Raw genomic sequence first — 18,582 nt, forward strand, 5'->3', positions numbered from 1 at the left:
TCTTCCTCATAAGAGACTGGCGAAATAAGAAATGGGATGCTTTTTGTTACCAAGTAGGCAACAAAAAAGCTAATCTATACAAGAAAACTGGACGGGGTATATAGGAAACATCTATTATAAAAAGATAAGGAGGAAGTATTCATGGAGAATAAAACGGATTTTGAGAAGCAGAAGCCAAACAAGGATGGCGAAATAACAAGGAGGGAATGGGAATTATTGCAACAGTATCGAAAACTTTGCGAAGAAAACAAATTAACAATAGACATTCTGGTTCAACGATTATTGACACATGAGAAAGGCAGGGAATAGGTTGATTAAAATAGGTTTGTGTGACGATATTATAGGCTTTAATAAAAAAATGGAAAATCACCTAGAGCGGTACGGAGAAGAAAATCACCTAGAGGTTAAAATCAGTTCCTATGGAAGTGGATCACAACTATTGTTAAGTTTTCAAAAGGGAAAATTCGATATTATTTTTCTGGATGTATCTATGCCGGAGCTAGATGGTTTTGAAACAGCGGAACGGATACGACGTATGGATGAAAATGTTTCGATTGTATTCTGTACATCCTATTATACGATTTCTAATGCAGGGAAAGGTTTTGAAGTAGCTGCGGAAGATTTTTTGGCAAAGCCATTATTATATAGAAAAGTAGAAAATATATTGGATAAGGTGTATAAAAAGAAATTATTACGAGCAGAAGAGAAGCTATTTTTAAAATGTCAGGATGGATTGATTACACTACAGATTTCCGATATAATTTATATACAGACAAGGAATAAATTATTGATATTGCATACAACATCTGGAGATATACAAAGTAATCAAAGAATGGGAGAATTGGAAAAAAGGTTGAGTAGAAAACTATTTTTTCGATGTCATAATAGCTATATAGTAAATTTTGATTATGTAGAAGGGATTCAAAATGATAATGTACTTATTAAATGTAAAAGCCAGCAGATAAAAGCAATCCCGGTAAGCAAATATAAAAAAGAAGAATTTATGAGAGCACTTGCCAGATATGTAGGAAATTGGACAGATTGAAATTTATACTAAAAAAATGGCGATTTATACATAGAATATTGTTATTTGATAAAAAACAAGGTATAGTTTTTTCATACTTACTGAGATGAAAGGAGTAAAAGATATGCAGACAAATAAGGCAGAAGAAGAATTTCAAAAAGAAGTGGACTTAACGGAAGAAGAAATTGAAAGTTATTCCGGGTGTTCTGAAAGAACACAGAGATGTTTAAATGATTGTCCATGGCCGTTTCCAGGATCCTATATTAATGAAGCAAGTTAAGCAAGAGAGCCGCAGACCTATCAGGATAGGTTGTGCGGTTTCTTTTTTGGAGGAGAAAATGTATACAATTACTTTAGAAGTAAATCAGATATGTAATTTACGATGTGATTATTGTTATTTGGGCGAGAAATCTAATCAAAGAATGACAGAAGAGATAGCCCATAAGAGCCTGCAGATTGCTTTTTTGAATGTGGAAAAGCATAGGGATCGAAGGTTATGGGTTGATTTTGTAGGTGGGGAGGCTTTTCTTAGTTTTCCATTGTTACAGAACCTAGTAGAATATATAGAAAAGGAAGCCAAGAAAAGAAATGTGAATGTTTCTTATTCAGCTACAACGAATGGCACGGTTATGAATAAAGATATGCTGGAGTGGTTGGTTAAGTATAGATTTCAGCTAAAATTAAGTATTGATGGAAACAAAGAAACACATGACAAAAACAGGAAAACGCTTTCAGGCATTGGCAGTTATCAAAGTATAATGAAAAATATGCATTATTTTAAAGAATATGAAGAAAAAAGCAGCAAATATATTCAGGTAGCTCATGTAGTAACTCAAAATAATTATTGGGAGACAGCTAAGTCTGTGAAGCATTTAGTAGAAAATCTTCATTTTAGAATTGTGGATTCCTCTATAGATGTTTCTCATAGCTGGACACATGAGCAGTTAGATGAATTAGCGCAAGAATGGGAAAAGGTTTTATGTTATTATATAAAAAAGAAGAGAATTGGAATGGAGTTTTTATGGGCACCAGTATTAGATCTGATGAAATATGAAGGACTGCCGAAATGCTCAGGCTTTTGTGGTGTAGGGCTAATCCAAATATATGTCAAGACAGATGGGAAAATTTATGGTTGCGCAGCTAATTTGAAGGATAGCGGATGTCTGGGGGATGTAGAAAAAGGATTTTCAGTAAAAAAGATTACAGCTTATCGTGAATTAGCTCTGAAAGATGAAATATGTTCAAACTGCAGTATAAGTCAAAGATGCCAGAGCCAGAAGTGTATTATGAATAATCTGTCTTATAGCGAGAATATTAATGAGCATAATCCTGATATGTGTTATTTTGAACAGAAAAAGATAAATTTATGGGAAAAATATTTTAAATGAAATTGAATAAAAACTAGAAAAATGAGTAAAAATGTGATATTTTTATTACAAATACTTGATTTGTAAGTGCTTGCTTTAAAAGAATAAAATGTGTGCGGTGGTAAATATGAATGTAATTAAGCAAAAACGCAAGGAATTGGGGATTTCTCAAAGAGAACTCAGCGAAAAGCTAGGAACCAGTCAACAGACGATTAGCCGAATCGAAAAGTCAGATGTTGAAAATATTCCAAGTAGTTTGTTAATAAAATTGGCAGACATATTCCAAATTCCCGTGGATTTCCTTATACGTGGTGATAAAAGTGATTTATTTTCCACGAAGGGAGAGGAAATGTGGGAAATATATAAGCAGTTGGATGAAGAAAATAGAACCACTCTAATTATGCTTGGGAGAAGATTAAGTGAAACGCAAGCAGAAAATATGTTGAAAAGACAGACAGGTGATAAGAGTGATAAAAATAGCAATATGTGATGATGAAAAATGCTTTATAGACGCAATTGAGAAAATGTTAAAAACTTATGCAGAGAAAAACGGACAGGATTTTTTGATTAAAAAGTATACAAAACCATTGCAATTAATGGAAGCATTAAAAGAAGAATTTCAGATTTTCTTTTTAGATATTGAAATGCCTGCCATGGATGGCTTGGAACTGGTGGATGTTATACGAAAGCATGATGAAAAGTCCATAGTTTTGTTTGTTTCTTCCCATAATGAACTTGTAGGTGTTGGTTATAAATATGATGTGCAGAATTTTATTACAAAGCCAATTACGCAAATACAAATAAACTGTGAAATGAACAGGGCGCTTAGAAAACTCAATACATACGAACAGAGATATATTGCAGTGAAAAATGAAAAAGGCTATTTTAAGTTGTTTTTATCAGATATAGAATATATTGAAACAGTAAATCGAAAGGTATTATTTCATTTGCGAAATGGAGAACAGGAAGATGGATATTTTAAAATGAGAGATTTGGAAGAAAGATTAGAACCATTTTTCTTTGTTCGTTGCCATAATGGTATTATTGTGAATGTAGATTGCATTGAATCATTACATGATCTTACGATAAAGCTCTATTCTGGGGACAAAATATATATAACTCGTTCGAGAAAACAGAATCTTATGAAAAAAATGGCAGAACGGGGAGGATGTATATAGAGTGTATGGGCAAATTATACTGAGAGATATTTTTTCTTTATTGAATATTTTATTGCTTGTTTATTTATTAACAGACGGTAAACTCAAAATAGCTGCAGGAGAAGTTTCCGCATATTCTTATATATTATGTATAGGGGGACTTTATTTCATTAGAGTAATGGAAAATGGAACAGAGTTACATATCGTCTATAATTATGTGACGATTGTTGTGATTGCTATGATTATAGGGCATTTTTTGTTTCAATATAATTTGAGATTTAGTTTGTTGATTGGAAGTGTTTTTTTATCCATAGTTTTATTGGGGCAGTTATTAAGTTGTACTTTTTTATATCCATATAGCGGAGAAACAATTTTAGCAGAACTTTCAAGTAAATATCAAAATAGTATGATTATAATTTCAGAAATTATAATTATAACTGGAAGTTTAGTATTCAAAAAAGTTATACGACAGATTCCGGCATTTCTTGAAGGGGTAAATATGATTGTGATCATTATTCCGTTATTTATTAATATAGTTGTTATGGCTATATGTGCGGATCAGTTGTATTATGATAAAGGAATCATTATTGGAAATATATGGTCAGTAATGACAGTGATGGCAGTTTGTGTTGTGATGTTTATTGGGACGTTTTGCAATATTATAATATTAGGAAACTATTTGAATGTTAAAAAGATTGAGAATGAAAAGAAATTGCAGATTAGTGAAATAAGTATGCAGTACGATTATTATGTTAAGCAGTCTAATGATATGGAAAATATAAGAAGACTTTCTCATGATATTAAAAATCATCTGGAGGCGTTAAGAGGAGATGTGGATTATCACCAGAAGATGGACTATATTGATGGTATTGAACGTAAACTAAGTATTTATCAAAGCTATTATAAAACTGGAAATACATTTATTGACAATGTATTGCATGTAAAAAGATTGGAGGCTTTGGACAAAAAAATTGAATTCAAGGTTTTTGCAGATTTTTCAGTTTTTAGAAGAATAAAGAATGAAGATTTGTGTGTGATTGTTTCCAACACAGTGGATAATGCTTTGCGAGAATGTCAGCTTATGAAAGAGGAAGATCCGGAGGTAGAATGCCTAATACAACTAAAAGCAAGGAAACTAAAGGGATTTTTATCAATTATATGTGAGAATACTTTAAGAGAATGTCAGGCAGAACTTATTAAAAATAATACAACATTAGAAACATCAAAAGAAGATAAAAAGAATCATGGATTTGGAGTAAAGAACATTAAAAGTGTTGTGAAAGATTATGGCGGAGAGGTGTCATTTCATGTGGTAGACGGTATGTTTTCCATATCCGTGATTATTCCTATTGAAGTATAGAAGCAAAAGTGGTATTTACGGAAAGTAAATATCACTTTTTTGTCCAGATAGGAAAGAAAAAGGATAATTTAAGCAATTTTTATTATTTTTTTTCTATTAAGAGATAAGATATAGAAAAAAGAAGAGGAGGCATGGGTATGCGAAAAAAAATGAAACTCTTTATTACTATGGTATCCGTAGGAACTTTGCTGGGAGCTATGCCGGTTATGGCGGCAGAACAACCAGAACTTCCGACAAAAGTGCAGGATATCGCAAATGGTTCCGATGACATTTACGGGGAAGGCGTTCCCATTGAGCACGGAGCAAATCCAGATGAAAGGTTTTCATCTGGTGGAGTAGATCATACGCATCAGTATATTATAGCAAATGCGCTTACAATTCTCAGCAATGATCAGGGGAACAGTACATTTAATGGTGAGCTAAATTCATCTATTCTTATGGAAGCAACTGATTGGCCGGACAAGCTGGGGAATGAAACGGACGCAGGAACATTTGCAGGACATTTTTATGATCCTGACTCAGGGAAAAACTGGCTTGGACAAACTTCACCAACTGCAAGAACAAGGGCGGAATCTTATTTTAAATCTGCAGTAGATGCATACCATTCAGGAGATGTACAGTTGGCAATGTCAAATTTGGGGAAAGGTACGCACTATGTGTCAGACTTAAATGAACCTCATCATGCATCGAATTTGACAGCAGTTAATAGCAATCATTCCGCTTTTGAGAAGTATGTTGATAAAAACAGGAAATCTTATACAATAGCAGGAAATTCATTTAGCGAGTCTGTATACACAACAGCAGTAAATACTTCTACAGGAGATTTGATGTATTCAGCAGCAAAACATGCAAAGAGCCTTGTAGGAAGTGCTCAGAATGAAAGCACGTATGAAAGTGCAGCAAGGCAGTCTGTTCAGCATGCAATACAAACTGTTACACAGTATATGTATAAGTTCGGAAAAGAAGTTGGCATTTATTGATAAGAATTTTTAGACCTTGATATTGTTGTAAAATATTGAGGTCTATTTTTTTGTTCCATTCAGACACTAAAATACGCAAAATAAACAAAATATATGGTCAAACGGTAGAATTTGGTTAAAATTGTTCTTAGTATATTAAAGAAAGGGGCAGATAAATATGTATAATTTTACATTATATATGACAACTGATTGCAATTTTAAATGCCAGTATTGCTATGAAGATTATCACAATCACTACCAGTTAAATGAGAAAACGTTAGTAGACTCTTTGGAGTTTATCATGAATTATGGAGATAAAGGAAAAGTTTTAATCGATTTTCTAGGCGGAGAGCCATTATTGAAAAAAAATTTGATTTATCAGGCAGTAGATTATATAAAAAATTTTTATCCAGAGAGAGAAGCAAAATATTATATTACAACCAATTGCTCTTTGATGGACGATGATTTTATTGACTTTATGAAAGAAAATCAATTTACAATACGGCTTAGCTTCGATGGAAATAAGGAAACTCATGATTTGAACAGAGTTGCGAAAGACGGAGTTTCTTGCTATGACAAGATTTTTGAAAATATCATGAAGGTGAAGGATAGCGGATTGAATTTTTCTGTAAGAATGACTGTAACAGAGAATACAATTCCTCACATGTTTGAGAATATCTGTTATTTACATGAACATGGTCTGGATAATATTTGTATGATTATGGACGTGTATTTAAAAATATCAGATAAATTGAAGAGCGAGTTTGAAAAACAGGTAGCAGCAATATCAAAGTATTATTTGGCGGAGGCAGCAGCAGGTAGAAGTTTTACCATAGACCAATTTGATGGAAAAATGTTTAATATGCTTTGCAATTTTGGAAATTGCTTTGGAATGTGTGATGCGGGGATTGGGAATTTTAAGATATTTCCGAATGGACAAATTTACCCATGTGGATTTCTTACCAGTAATGAGAAATATTGTATAGGCAATATTAAAGAGGGCGTTGATATAAGAAAGGCAAAATTAATTGCAGTATCTAATTTTGATAAGGCAGATCCGAAGTGCAAGGACTGTAAAATACGAGATTTTTGCCATGGTATGAAGTGTGGATATATGAATTTTATTAATACAGGAAAAATTAATGTGCCGTCGGATGCAGAGTGTATTTTTGAACACATCTTCCATCAGGCAATGGTAGAAATACTGGAATATTATTTGGAACAGCCTACTGAAATGCTTAGAGAAAAGTTAGGAATATATGTGGATTATATTCAGGAGGAGCATTTAAAACTTAGTGAATTCGGAGAGAAGATTGCCAAGAGGTTAGCCGATGAAAAGTAAAGAAGGACGCCCATATTGGCTTTTTTTAAAAGAGTATGCTTTTAAGAAAAAGTTGTTTCCTTTCTATCTTTTAACAATAGTAATTATTGTTTTAACTGCTGGTGTTTCATTGGTACGTCCGGAGCTACAAGGAAAAGTAGTAGATGATTTGGGAAATCCACAGAATACTAACTTATCAGCTTTTATGTTCCTTTTGGGTATATTTTTGGGAATGCTGTTACTTAATTATCTCATGAATTATGCTCAGAGATATATAGTGGCTGTCATATCGGAAGAGATAGCAGCAGATATGCGACAAAAGGTAGAAGATAAATTATCAACAGTAAGCGTGAATTTTTTTGAGAAGATAAAGCTAAGTGACGTTTTGCTGAAAGTAGATAAAGATGTTTCAGCAGTGAAACAATGTGGAATTACAAGTATTATCACATTGGTTTCCAATATTGTTATCCTGGTGGTTGTTCCTCCATATATGTTTTCTATCCATAAGGGAATTGCCGTATCCAATATTATTTTACTTGTCAGTGTTCCTTTTATTAGTAGAATCCTGGGGAAATTGATACAGGAAACCAGTGGTCAAGTATTGGAAGGATATAACAGCATCACGAATATTCTGACAAACACCTATGATAATTGGTTTATTACAAGACTCTTTCAATGTGGGCAATATGTGCATGATATGTACTTTGAGAAAAATCAGAAATACAAAAAAGAGACGAATCGCCAGAATTTGTTGTACATATTGAATACATCTACGATACTTGTAATTCAGTTTATGGGAACAGTCATAATTTGGGTAGTCGGTGCACAAGAAGTATTCAAAGGGAATATGACCATAGGTACCATTATGGCTTTGATGAATTACCAGACAATTATTATGAATCCTATTATTGGAATCGCACAGTTTGCTAACGAGTATCATACAGCCGTAGTTTCCTTAAAGGATATCAATGGTTTGCTTCAGTATCCGGATCAGAAACAAGGAGATGGAGAGAAAGTAACAACAGTTAACAACATTTCCTTAGAAGAGATGAGCTTTTCTTATACAGAGTCGAATAAGAAGGTATTTGACCGGCTCAATTTGAAGTTCGAAAAAGGCACTCTTTACGGAGTTCATGGAAAAAGTGGACAAGGCAAAAGCACTCTGTTCAAAATTATAACAGGTGTGTATCAACCGACAGAAGGAAAAGTAGTTGTGAATAACACAGATTTGCAGGAATTAGATATTAACAGCTATTGGAAAAATACAGGATATGTTATGCAGCGTACACAGTTCTTCAATGATACGGTAAGACGGAATATGGGATTACTACATATTGTTTCGGAGGAAGAAATGGATACAGTGGCAAAGTGCTTGGATTTGTATGATGAAATCCATACTTTAGAAATGGTATGGGATACCGAGATAAAGTTAGAACCATGCAATTTCTCAGAGGGACAAATGCGACGTTTGGATATTATGAGGAATATTTTGAAAAATTCACAAATTCTGATTTTTGATGAAGCCACTGCAAATATCGATGAAAAACGAAGAGGACGTTTTTATCAATTATTACATGAGCTATCAGGGGATAAAATTATTATTTTTTCTACGCACAATCTGGAAGAATTGCGAGAAGCAGATATTATTGTGGATTTGGAGAAGTTACATATAAGGCAGGTGAGTAAAAAGTGAGGATAGGTGTGTTGGATTCCAATGGATCCTTTGATAATCCTTTTTTTCAGGATAAGAAAATTGTAAAAATAGACTGCAAATGGAAAGACCAGGAATACACTAAAGATGCCTTTGGATTTACCCATGCGGAATATGTCTGTTCTTTTATTTTAAAGGAAAACCCAGAAGCTGAAATTATTTTGGTACCTATTGTAAGGAAGAACAAAAAGAGTACGGTTCTGGATATGATAGAAGGTATTGAATTACTGATAGAGGAACAGGTAGACATAATTAATATGAGTATAGGAGATGAGTACAAATATCACAAAGAAATAGAGGAAGTATGTAGAGCAGCTACAGAAAAGGGGATTTTGATTGTGGCAGCATACTCTAATCAGCAAGTAGAAGCAACCTATCCGGCTTCCTTCCCTTTTGTAATGGGAGTAAGATGCCTGGATATAGAGAATCCTTTACAGGTTCTCCAATATGATGGTACAGGAACGGATGTGATTTTTTCCTCTAAATTTTTTTCTCTTTATCATGTGGGCATCCCTAAATTTTATCAGGGCAATAGCTTTGGGTGTGCTGTAATAACAGGGTATCTAAGCAATTATGAGGATGAATATGAACAGGCAATTTTACAGTTTGTTCATAGCACTTTAAATGGATATTATCCATATCATACATTGAAGCAAAAACAGTGCTATTTTCTAACGAACCGTATAGAAGAACCTTTAGAGCAGCGTTTCATACGGGAAGTTACGAGAACAGAGAGATGCGATACTTTTGAAAGTGGAATGGAAAAATTGAGAAATATAAAAACAGCAGAGCAGTATCCGGTGCTATTTATTGATCACAACAATTATCAGGAAATAAGTGAGTATAAAGATAGAATCAGGATATATGCCATGGAACATCCGAAGACAGAAATTGTTTTGCGATATCCCTTATTTAATATGGTGGAAAGATTGGATTTCCAGAAGAAAACAAATAGAAATCTGGACCAATTTACAGTTTAGGAGGCGAGAAAATGTATACACTGTCATTAGAGATAATAAATAAGTGCAATTTGAATTGTACTTACTGCTATCTGGGCGAAAAGAAAAATACATACATGAGTTTAGAAACGGCTCAAAAGGCAATCGATATTGCGGTCCATGAAGCAAATAAGCAGTATGATCGGACCCTTATGGTTTATTTTATTGGAGGGGAACCTCTTATGGCATTTAATCTGATGAAAGATGCGGTAGGTTATACGAAGAAAAAATGCCAGGAAACAAACTTAATATGCAAGTTCAGTACTACGATAAATGGAACGTTGGTTACAGATGAGATAATTGACTTTTTTGTGGAAAATACATTTGAGGTGAAAGTGAGTTTAGATGGTCCTGAGTATGTCCAGAATTTGAATAGGAGAGATTATGCAGGAAATGGAAGTTTTGAAAAAATTATGAAGAACCTTCCGTTATTGAGAAAATATGAACAGGCTACAGGAAATCAGATTTCTATAGCCAGTGTCGTAACAAGTAATAACTATCAATATTATGCAGAGAGTTTCCAATTCTTGCTTGACTTAGGTATAAGAAAACTAGAATCAGGAATTGACCATTATTGCATGTGGAATGAAAATGACTTGCATGGTTTGAAAGAACAATTGGAACAGGTATTTTATTTATATAAGAATTATATTATTCAAACTAGACAAATGCTTTTTTGGAATTTATGGGAACAGCATGTAAAATCGTACTTATTTCCGTGTATGTTTTATGCTTGTAAAGCAGGGTTGGCAACTTGTTATGTAACGACCGATGGGGGGATTTATACTTGTAGCGAGTTACCAGAATTTAAAATTGGTACAGTAAAGGCAGGATTAGATGTACCAAGAATTAGAGAAATTGTTTATTTGAATGATAAGGTCGATTCGATGTGTGAAGGATGTGAATACATAAATCATTGTAAAACAAGAGGATGCCAGACTTCTAATTATGAAGTTAATAAGGATGTATATAGACCAATAGAGGTCAACTGCAAAGTGACAAAATGGATGTATAATTTGATAAAAGAAAACTTATCCGAAAAGCAACTAAATAATATGAAAGAAGAATATGAAAGGAGATATATTCGCCATGGAAAATAAAATGAATGATTTTATTAAGATTACAGAAGGAGAAAAAGTGGCTTTAATTGATCCGATAGGAAAAGTCTGCCTGGGGGTAAGTAAAAGATTTGCAGATAATTTGGATAAACCAGAGTTCCAGGAAAAGCTATATCCTGTATGGAAGCAGCAAACTGAATTTATAAAAAAAATAGAAAATAATCATGAGAAAATCAATACTGTATATTTGATGGTAACTAGAAAATGTAATATGAATTGTGAATTTTGTGCAATCAGTGCAAACGACAAATTGCATCCAGAAAATGAATTTAAGCTGGAGGATATACAGAATAAGGTGATTCCATTCTTTCAGGAAAACAAACCACATAAAATGATTATTACAGGTGGAGAACCATTGATTAAAGTTCAGATTGTGGAAATTGCAAAAGCATTAAGAAATGGATTGTCTTGTCCAATCACGTTGCAGAGTAATGGTCTTGCCCTTACTCTGGAATTAACAGAACAGTTGAAAGGGTATATAGATGAAATAGATTTTAGTACAATGCACATGTTCGGAACACCTGAAAAGGAGAAACAGTTAGTTGAACACATAGAGATGTGCCAGCAGGCAGGGATTAAGGTAGTGCTTAGTTTCATTTACGAAAAAACGAATGAAGCTGATATGTATAAATTGATTGACATTGCTGCGAAATATGATACAGATGTTCTTTTCAATATTGTTTCCCCGGTAGGACGGGCAAAGGATAATTCTGAAATACTGACAGATACGGAACGTATCGATATGAATCTGAAAATATTAAATTATATGCTTGGGAAGGGGTATGAGAACAAAAAGATTGCTAGAGGTTTCCACCAGAGAATTCAGGTAAGAGATTCTTGTGGAGGATATGGAAAAGTTATGGCGATTTACCCTGAAGGGGATATTTATATGTGCCAGTGTATGGAAAAATGCCAATTCAAAATGGGAAATATTATCAAAGATACTCCTCAGAAGATTTTGGTCAGGTTGGAAGAAATGATGAATACAGAAGAGATAAAGAAGACATTTTGTGTAACTTATAAGGAAATCTGTAGAGAATGCGACTATAGATATATATGTGGTGGTAGGTGTTTAGCTTCTGATGAACCATATGATTATCGTTGTATTTTTATAAAATCAATGTTGAAATATGTATTATTCTATTACAACGCCAAAGAAGATAAAAGAAAACAATTGGAACATTATAAACAATATTTAGAACAAGTAAAAGAGATTATAAATCAAGAAAAAAAAGAGTAAAATCCACATAGGTAAAAAAAAGTGCAAAATAAACATAAAATATGGAAAACAATTATTAAAAATAATATTCTGAAAGAAAATATAACAATGTGTGGGAGGTGAACATTATGGAAGAAAGATATGAACTGAAGGAAGAGGAAGTTAATGTTTACACTGCTGAATGTGGTAAGATACAAGAATTCTGCCTACAGGATTGTATAGACGGAAGTGCTTGGTTAAGTATTGAATCTTGATTATTATATGGGAAATTAGTGAAACTAAAGCCTTCTGATTGAAAAATTAGAAGGCTTTAATTAAAAGACAAATTATGAAAATACATATTATTTGAAGGAAAGGATATAAATGGAATGAAGATTTTAGAGACAACTAAATTAAAAAAATATTACGGTCAAGAACCAAATGTTACCCGTGCATTGGATGGGGTCGATTTTTCAGTAGAAGAGGGAGAGTTTGTAGCGGTGGTAGGAACTTCTGGATCTGGTAAGTCCACCCTGCTTCACATGATGGGGGGGCTGGACACTCCAACCAGCGGAACCGTGATTGTTCGGGACAAAGAGCTGTCGAAAATGAACGATGAACAGCTTACCATCTTCCGCCGCCGCAATATCGGCTTTATCTTCCAGAACTATAACCTCGTTCCCATCCTGAATGTGTATGAGAATATTGTCCTGCCAGTGGAACTGGACGGGGACACGGTGGATCAGAAGTTTTTGGACGAAATCGTTCATCTGCTGGGGCTGGAAGATAAACTGAAAAATATGCCGAACAATCTTTCCGGCGGACAGCAACAGCGTGTGGCGATTGCACGTGCTCTGATTAGCAAACCGGCTATTGTGCTGGCCGATGAGCCGACTGGTAACCTTGACAGCAAGACCAGTGCTGAGGTGCTAGAGTTAATCAAGCGTACAAGTTCGGAGTTCCACCAGACCGTAGTCATGATTACCCACAACAACGACATTGCCCGCCTTGCAGATCGGATTATCCACATTGAGGACGGCAGGATTGTGCAATAAGGAGGTGACAGGTTATGACAGGGCCTTTTAAGAATGATAGCAGCACCATAGTAAAGCGCATATCAAATCGAAGTATATCGGCGAATCGAAAAAGAAATATCTTTATTGTTTTGACGATTGCACTTGCAAGCGCATTGCTATCTGCTATTGTCCTCTATGGTTTTGGGGTTATGCAGGAAACGCAGAACCGCAACCAAAAAACAGCACAGATTATGTATCATGCGATTTCTGAACAACAGGGACAGGAACTATACAAGCAAGAAGAAATTGCGTGGGTTGGGGAATTTTTTAACGCATTTTCTGAACAGGTAAACCATTCAACCGTGAATTTTACTTATGCAAATGCGGATATGCTAACATCCCAAAGTATGCCCTATTCGGGAGATTTACCAGCTTCGGAGGATGAAATTGTAGTACAGGAATCCTTTTTGGATAGTTTGGGCTATTCAAATGAATTGGGACAGACAATTCAAATCCCCTTTTCTGACGGCACTACCCATGATTTCAAATTGACGGGAATCTTAGATGTGAAAACTGGCGATATTGGGCGCTATACAGCTATTATATCGAAAGAATTAATAAGACAGCAGTATGGCGACGAGGGCATGATTGATTATTACATTGGGCTGAATGGTGCTCAAAATATGAGCGAGGAAGAAGCCGCCAACTATGCAAACACTCTGGCACAGCAATTAAAAATTTCCGATGATAATGTGATTGTCCGTTCTACTTATTTCAACTTAAAGGACGAAAATAGTGGAAGTGATATGCTGTTCTATTTCTTGATTGGTTTTATAACTTTCATTGGTTCCGGCATTGTGATCTATTCGATTTTTTATATTTCAGTAGCAAGCAGTATCCGTAACTATGGACAGCTTCGCACAATCGGAACAACAAAACGACAGATTAAAAAGATGGTTTACCGCGAGGGAAAATTACTTGCTGCCATTGCTATCCCGATTGGTCTGGTTATTGGAAATGTGATTGGGTACTTCCTGATTCCTGCCGGTTGGTACTGGCTGACTACTTTATGTGTGACGGTCGGGGTTGGCCTTTTTGCATTTATTATTGTGATGATTGCCATTCATACTCCTGTAAAAAGAGCTGCGGCAGTATCTCCGCTGGAAGCATTGCGATATTCCGATTATCAGGGGAAAATGAAAGAAAGTTCCGTGTTGCACCGTAAAATAACGCCTGCTTCACTTGCTAAAATGAATCTGTCCAGACAAAAGGCAAAGTCCACTTTAACAATACTTTCTCTTTCACTCGGCGGAGTATTGGTTGTATTGATTTCGACAATGTTAGTTTCCTATGATGGCGTTGCAGAGGCAAGAGGCAGGGCTTTCCCTGTCGGTGAATTTAACATTCAGCTCAACGCAAATCAATCGTGGGACACTGCTGGTATTTCTTTGTCTGGATTGCAGCAAAAGAATTTTCTAAATGCCGATTTTATAAATGCAGTAGAATCTATTGATGGCGTTACAGGAATCAAGCACTGGTATTACACGGACGCAGAATATCGTGTAAATGGTAATTCTGGAAAATGGATTCAGGGCTTTTGCCGAGATGAACAGCAGAATTTGGAGAAAGAGCGAATTGCGGGAACGACTGATTATGATGAACTGGTGGCAGGCAATGGAATTGTCTTGCTTCAAGAGCGTGCCGATCTCTATGATATTGAGGCTGCGTTGGGTGATACCGTCGAAGTGGACTATAAAACCGAATCCGGCCAAATTCGCACAAAGGCCTATACCGTCATGGGCATTGTAAACGAATATTCTTACTCCGGCTTCTCAAAATGCTTTGCGCTTCCGGAGCAGTTTATGAATGAAGCGACCGGGATAGATTGCACAGGTACGATTTCCGTAATTACCGATATGAAAAAATATGATACGGTAGAAGCTGCATTAAATCAACTGATAGACGGAAATAGCGATTTGGTTATGGAAACCATAAAAGAAAGTATCACTTATTATAGCGGACTTCAACAACTTTCTTTCGGGGTATTGTTGATCGTGGCTGTTATTGTTGTGTGCTTTTCTTTAATCAACCTTGTCAATACGACAATCACAAACTTCTTATCCCGTAGGCAGGAAATTGGAATGTTACAGGCGATTGGTTTGAGTAAAAAGCAACTTATCAAAATGCTGTGTTATGAGGGGGTGATTTATTCAGTTTTTGCTACGCTTGTAACATTGGTTTTGGGAATTGGACTGGGTTTTCTGTCCGTACAGGTAGTTGTGAAAACGATGAATCCATACTTTTATTATTCATTTCCGTGGCTAATCGTATTGATATATTTGGCTATTCTATTGGTGGTGCAGTTTATCTTGATTTCTTACACAATTGGAAATTTGAAAAAGCAATCTCTTGTTGAGCAAATCAGGACGATGGAATGAGATAGGATCGGCGGGGCGGCGTGTGCTACCCCGCTTTTTTTCGCCATTTCTCAAAGAAATTTTTGAAATGTCTGAGCGTTGTGATAATTCAGTCTGTTTTTCTGTTGAAATTAAAGCCACCTCGGATATTTATTGGAATTTTAATATTCAGGATACATAATCTAAAAAACATTAATTGAACAGGTGGTAGTAGAAGAATAAGGGATATTGAAAGGCAATGTCCAATTAGTAAATAAAAAGTGCGATTTATACAAGAAATATGGAAATAAATATATAAGTGCGATACGATAGACAAACAAAGGATAGCAAAGAAATTTGCGTTCAATGTAGTTATTAATTATGTTTTGCCTAGAGAGGAGGCTTATTTATGACAGAAAACAATGTAAATAACTTGTCTGAAGAAGAAGTTAATGTTTACGGTGACATAGACTATGGATGCGGAAAAGTACAGTTAAAATGTGTTACTGATTGTCCGTTTTCAACGCCGTGGATGACTGAAGATCATTAAAAATTTTTACAGTCGCAGAGTTTGGAGTAAAATTAAATTTGTTAGGGAGGTATAACCATGGAAGAACGTAAAACAAAAGAACTTACAACTGAAGAAGTAAATGTATATATCAAGGATTGTGGTGATATTAAGGTTCATTGTATGAATGATTGTCCAATTAATTCACCATGGATTTCAGAAGAGTATTAATGTTGTAGGTGAGAATAGAAATCACCTTAAATACTACGGCAAGATAAAATATGGCATAACATAGTTAATAGTGAAGATAAGGAGACTATTCCGTGCATAGTCAATAGTCTCCTTAATTTTAGAAGAAAAGATGAAAAATAAGAAAGTGGTATCCAACTAGGAAAAATAATAAAATAAGCAAGATATGTGACGAAAATAATTAGGAACAAGTATTATATGTATAAAAGTACGAGAGGTGTTATGAATGGAAGAAAAAAGAACGAATCCAGCAGAACTGACTGTGGAGGAAATTAATGTGTATACTGTAGACTGTGGAAATACGAGATATAGATGCATGCATGACTGCATTATGACAATGGATTGTTTGCTTACTTGTGTACAGTAATGTCGAAATGTTAACAGCACCATCCTTAATGGATGGTGCAATTTATTTTAAGATGGAAAAGTCCACATATATCCAATTCCATATATTGTCTTAATATAATGATGATTTTCGGTATCAATTCTATGCCGTATACGGCAGATCATACTATTCAGAGAAGTTTCTTCTACGTAATTTCCACTTCGATCCCATAGAGAATATAAAAGATATTGTCTGGTTAAAACGGTGTTTGGATTTAAAGAAAGCAGTTTGAGTAGTTTAAATTCCAATGGAGTAAAAGAAGTAGCAGTACCTTCAATCACTGCGGTCAAGGAGTCAAAATTTAAAGTTATGTGGCTGTCTTCATACTTTGTGGCTAGATGATAGTTGGTAAATAAGATATCCAATTTTTTCAGCAAAAGTGCTGGTGATGAAAGAGAAATATATAAATGGTCATCAGCACCGGATTCATACAAATCCAAAATAATTTGTTCTGGAATATTGGTAGGGCATAAAAACAGAACAATGATGTTTGGATAGCATTGTTTTGCAGTTTTACTTATGGTAAGACTGTAGTTATGTAAAAGTGTGAAATCCAAGAGCAAAGCATTATAAGAGTTAAATGGTATGCTGCCGATTTGTTTTGGTACGGTGGAAATAAAATCGGTATCATAATTTTGCTTTAAGATATTCTCCAGATTTTTCCCCAAGACGGACGGGTTGCCAATCAATAATAGTTTTTTCATAAGCATTTCTCCTCCCCTATAAGCACTAGTATATTTAAAAGAAAAGAAATTGTAACATTGTTTGTATAGATTGACTTTTTTTCGGTATAGATGTAAGGAAATGATGATAGTAACACTACGATATACCACGATACATAGTAGTAATACTCTTAGAAGAAGTAAAACACAGGTGTATTTAAGTGTAAAATGAGTGTATCGGGAGGTGTACGCTTGTGAATCGAATATCTGAATTAAGAAAAAAATTAGGCCTGACTCAGACGAGATTAGGGGAAGAAATAGGAGTCAGTCAGCAGACAATTAGTAAGTATGAAAATGTAGACGAGAATATTTCTGGTGATATGTTGCTTGCATTATCCAAATTCTTTAAGGTCCCAGTTGATTATATATTGAGAAAAGATGAAGAGGAACAGCAGAGAGAGCAGGATAATAAAAGAGAAATTATGGAATTGTATAGGGATATGGATCAGTACAATAGAGATACTTGGATTATTATAGGAAAGCGTTTATTGGGCGGTCAGTTACACAAATACAATGAAGATAGTATCGTAGAAAAAAGGCTAAAGGAATAATTTAATAAGATTTCTGCAATAATTCGGATGTAAACTTAAAGTATAATGATAAATGATATGAGGAGATAGAGGATGGGAGAATTATTATACTTTAAGAATTGTGAGGAAAGAAAAAAAGCAGAGGAATTATTAAAGAAATGTTGGCCGGAAGTGTCTTTTGTAGTTATGCGATTAGATATGCAAAATATATTAGAAGAAGAAAGAATTCATTTCGGAAAATGGGATATTGAATTTGACAAGAAAAGGATGATTTATGATGGTGCAGAAATTGTAATTACTGATATGCAATGGGAGATTTTACAACTGTTGATGAGCGATTCAGAGTTGAGTTTTTCAATTAGAGAAATTGCATACGCCATGAATATTGAAGTGCATGAAGCTCAAAAATATGTAGAAGAATTGTTAAAAACGATACAAGAACAAACGGGTTCTGCAATTGTGCAAAAGAAAGAAGAAAGATACTCATTTGTGGAAATAACAGATTAAGTGATGGAGAAAAGGCAGTGGATGACACTGCTTTTTTTATGGGGAGAATGATGTAT

General features: G+C 34.6%; 22 protein-coding genes. 21 read left to right on the forward strand and 1 reads right to left on the reverse strand.

Annotation, left to right across the window (positions count from 1 at the left end; all coding sequences use genetic code 11):
- Positions 1-141: 141 nt before the first annotated feature.
- The 19 genes from LI126_RS00910 (at position 142) to LI126_RS00990 (ending at position 16,749) form a co-directional block, all read left to right on the forward strand.
- The gene (locus LI126_RS00910) at positions 142-309 is read left to right on the forward strand and encodes a hypothetical protein (RefSeq protein WP_227164635.1); all 168 of its coding nucleotides are present in this window, start codon (positions 142-144) and stop codon (positions 307-309) included.
- Position 310: 1 nt separating this feature from the next.
- On the forward strand, positions 311-1,045 hold the full coding sequence (locus tag LI126_RS00915; protein WP_227164636.1) for a LytR/AlgR family response regulator transcription factor: 735 nt from the start codon (positions 311-313) through the stop codon (positions 1,043-1,045).
- Between the two features lie 103 nt (positions 1,046-1,148).
- On the forward strand, positions 1,149-1,304 hold the full coding sequence (locus LI126_RS00920; RefSeq protein ID WP_118563902.1) for a pseudouridine synthase: 156 nt from the start codon (positions 1,149-1,151) through the stop codon (positions 1,302-1,304).
- Positions 1,291-2,412 (forward strand): radical SAM protein, encoded by a 1,122-nt coding sequence (locus LI126_RS00925; protein ID WP_227164637.1) that lies wholly within the window; start codon positions 1,291-1,293, stop codon positions 2,410-2,412. The genes LI126_RS00920 and LI126_RS00925 overlap by 14 nt, the downstream gene beginning before the upstream one ends.
- Before the next feature lie 106 nt (positions 2,413-2,518).
- A complete protein-coding gene (locus LI126_RS00930) occupies positions 2,519-2,881 on the forward strand; it encodes a helix-turn-helix domain-containing protein (protein ID WP_118563901.1) in 363 nt (120 codons plus the stop codon).
- Positions 2,859-3,569 carry a LytR/AlgR family response regulator transcription factor gene (locus tag LI126_RS00935; protein ID WP_227164638.1) on the forward strand — a complete coding sequence of 237 codons (711 nt, stop codon included), beginning with the start codon at positions 2,859-2,861 and terminating at the stop codon, positions 3,567-3,569. The genes LI126_RS00930 and LI126_RS00935 overlap by 23 nt, the downstream gene beginning before the upstream one ends.
- Position 3,570: 1 nt before the next feature.
- Entirely contained in the window at positions 3,571-4,908 is a 1,338-nt protein-coding gene (locus tag LI126_RS00940) for a sensor histidine kinase (RefSeq protein ID WP_227164639.1), read from the forward strand.
- Between the two features lie 137 nt (positions 4,909-5,045).
- Positions 5,046-5,888, forward strand: coding sequence for a zinc dependent phospholipase C family protein (locus LI126_RS00945; RefSeq protein ID WP_227164640.1), 843 nt, complete (start codon positions 5,046-5,048; stop codon positions 5,886-5,888).
- Between the two features lie 157 nt (positions 5,889-6,045).
- A complete protein-coding gene (locus LI126_RS00950) occupies positions 6,046-7,209 on the forward strand; it encodes a radical SAM/SPASM domain-containing protein (RefSeq protein ID WP_117851358.1) in 1,164 nt (387 codons plus the stop codon).
- Entirely contained in the window at positions 7,199-8,881 is a 1,683-nt protein-coding gene (locus LI126_RS00955; RefSeq protein WP_227164641.1) for an ABC transporter ATP-binding protein, read from the forward strand. The genes LI126_RS00950 and LI126_RS00955 overlap by 11 nt, the downstream gene beginning before the upstream one ends.
- Positions 8,878-9,879 (forward strand): S8 family serine peptidase, encoded by a 1,002-nt coding sequence (locus tag LI126_RS00960; RefSeq protein ID WP_227164642.1) that lies wholly within the window; start codon positions 8,878-8,880, stop codon positions 9,877-9,879. Before LI126_RS00955 ends, LI126_RS00960 begins: the two co-directional genes overlap by 4 nt.
- 11 nt (positions 9,880-9,890) lie before the next feature.
- Positions 9,891-10,997, forward strand: coding sequence for a radical SAM protein (locus LI126_RS00965; protein WP_117942285.1), 1,107 nt, complete (start codon positions 9,891-9,893; stop codon positions 10,995-10,997).
- On the forward strand, positions 10,987-12,255 hold the full coding sequence (locus LI126_RS00970) for a radical SAM/SPASM domain-containing protein (RefSeq protein ID WP_227164643.1): 1,269 nt from the start codon (positions 10,987-10,989) through the stop codon (positions 12,253-12,255). The genes LI126_RS00965 and LI126_RS00970 overlap by 11 nt, the downstream gene beginning before the upstream one ends.
- A gap of 107 nt (positions 12,256-12,362) precedes the next feature.
- Positions 12,363-12,488 carry a hypothetical protein gene (locus LI126_RS15675; RefSeq protein WP_255647045.1) on the forward strand — a complete coding sequence of 42 codons (126 nt, stop codon included), beginning with the start codon at positions 12,363-12,365 and terminating at the stop codon, positions 12,486-12,488.
- A 114-nt stretch (positions 12,489-12,602) separates the two neighbouring features.
- Entirely contained in the window at positions 12,603-13,268 is a 666-nt protein-coding gene (locus tag LI126_RS00975) for an ABC transporter ATP-binding protein (protein WP_227164644.1), read from the forward strand.
- 14 nt (positions 13,269-13,282) lie between these two features.
- Positions 13,283-15,667 (forward strand): ABC transporter permease, encoded by a 2,385-nt coding sequence (locus LI126_RS00980; protein WP_227164645.1) that lies wholly within the window; start codon positions 13,283-13,285, stop codon positions 15,665-15,667.
- Positions 15,668-16,034: 367 nt separating this feature from the next.
- Positions 16,035-16,175: a hypothetical protein gene (locus LI126_RS00985; RefSeq protein WP_171026670.1), complete on the forward strand. Its 141-nt coding sequence runs from the start codon at positions 16,035-16,037 to the stop codon at positions 16,173-16,175.
- A gap of 57 nt (positions 16,176-16,232) precedes the next feature.
- Positions 16,233-16,364, forward strand: coding sequence for a hypothetical protein (locus LI126_RS15680; RefSeq protein ID WP_255647044.1), 132 nt, complete (start codon positions 16,233-16,235; stop codon positions 16,362-16,364).
- Between the two features lie 244 nt (positions 16,365-16,608).
- A complete protein-coding gene (locus LI126_RS00990) occupies positions 16,609-16,749 on the forward strand; it encodes a hypothetical protein (protein ID WP_173903473.1) in 141 nt (46 codons plus the stop codon).
- A gap of 47 nt (positions 16,750-16,796) precedes the next feature.
- Here the strand turns inward: LI126_RS00990 and LI126_RS00995 are convergent, their stop codons facing one another.
- Positions 16,797-17,471: a winged helix-turn-helix transcriptional regulator gene (locus tag LI126_RS00995; protein ID WP_227164646.1), complete on the reverse strand. Its 675-nt coding sequence runs from the start codon at positions 17,469-17,471 to the stop codon at positions 16,797-16,799.
- A 212-nt stretch (positions 17,472-17,683) separates the two neighbouring features.
- Here LI126_RS00995 and LI126_RS01000 point away from each other — a divergent pair, with 212 nt between their 5' ends.
- Together LI126_RS01000 and LI126_RS01005 are read left to right on the forward strand one after the other, a co-directional pair.
- Positions 17,684-18,040 (forward strand): helix-turn-helix domain-containing protein, encoded by a 357-nt coding sequence (locus LI126_RS01000; RefSeq protein ID WP_117942291.1) that lies wholly within the window; start codon positions 17,684-17,686, stop codon positions 18,038-18,040.
- 72 nt (positions 18,041-18,112) lie between these two features.
- On the forward strand, positions 18,113-18,526 hold the full coding sequence (locus LI126_RS01005; RefSeq protein ID WP_117942292.1) for a hypothetical protein: 414 nt from the start codon (positions 18,113-18,115) through the stop codon (positions 18,524-18,526).
- Positions 18,527-18,582 lie beyond the last annotated feature (56 nt).

The organism is Mediterraneibacter sp. 210702-DFI.5.30 (assembly GCF_020560115.1).
GTDB lineage: Bacteria > Bacillota > Clostridia > Lachnospirales > Lachnospiraceae > Mediterraneibacter > Mediterraneibacter faecis.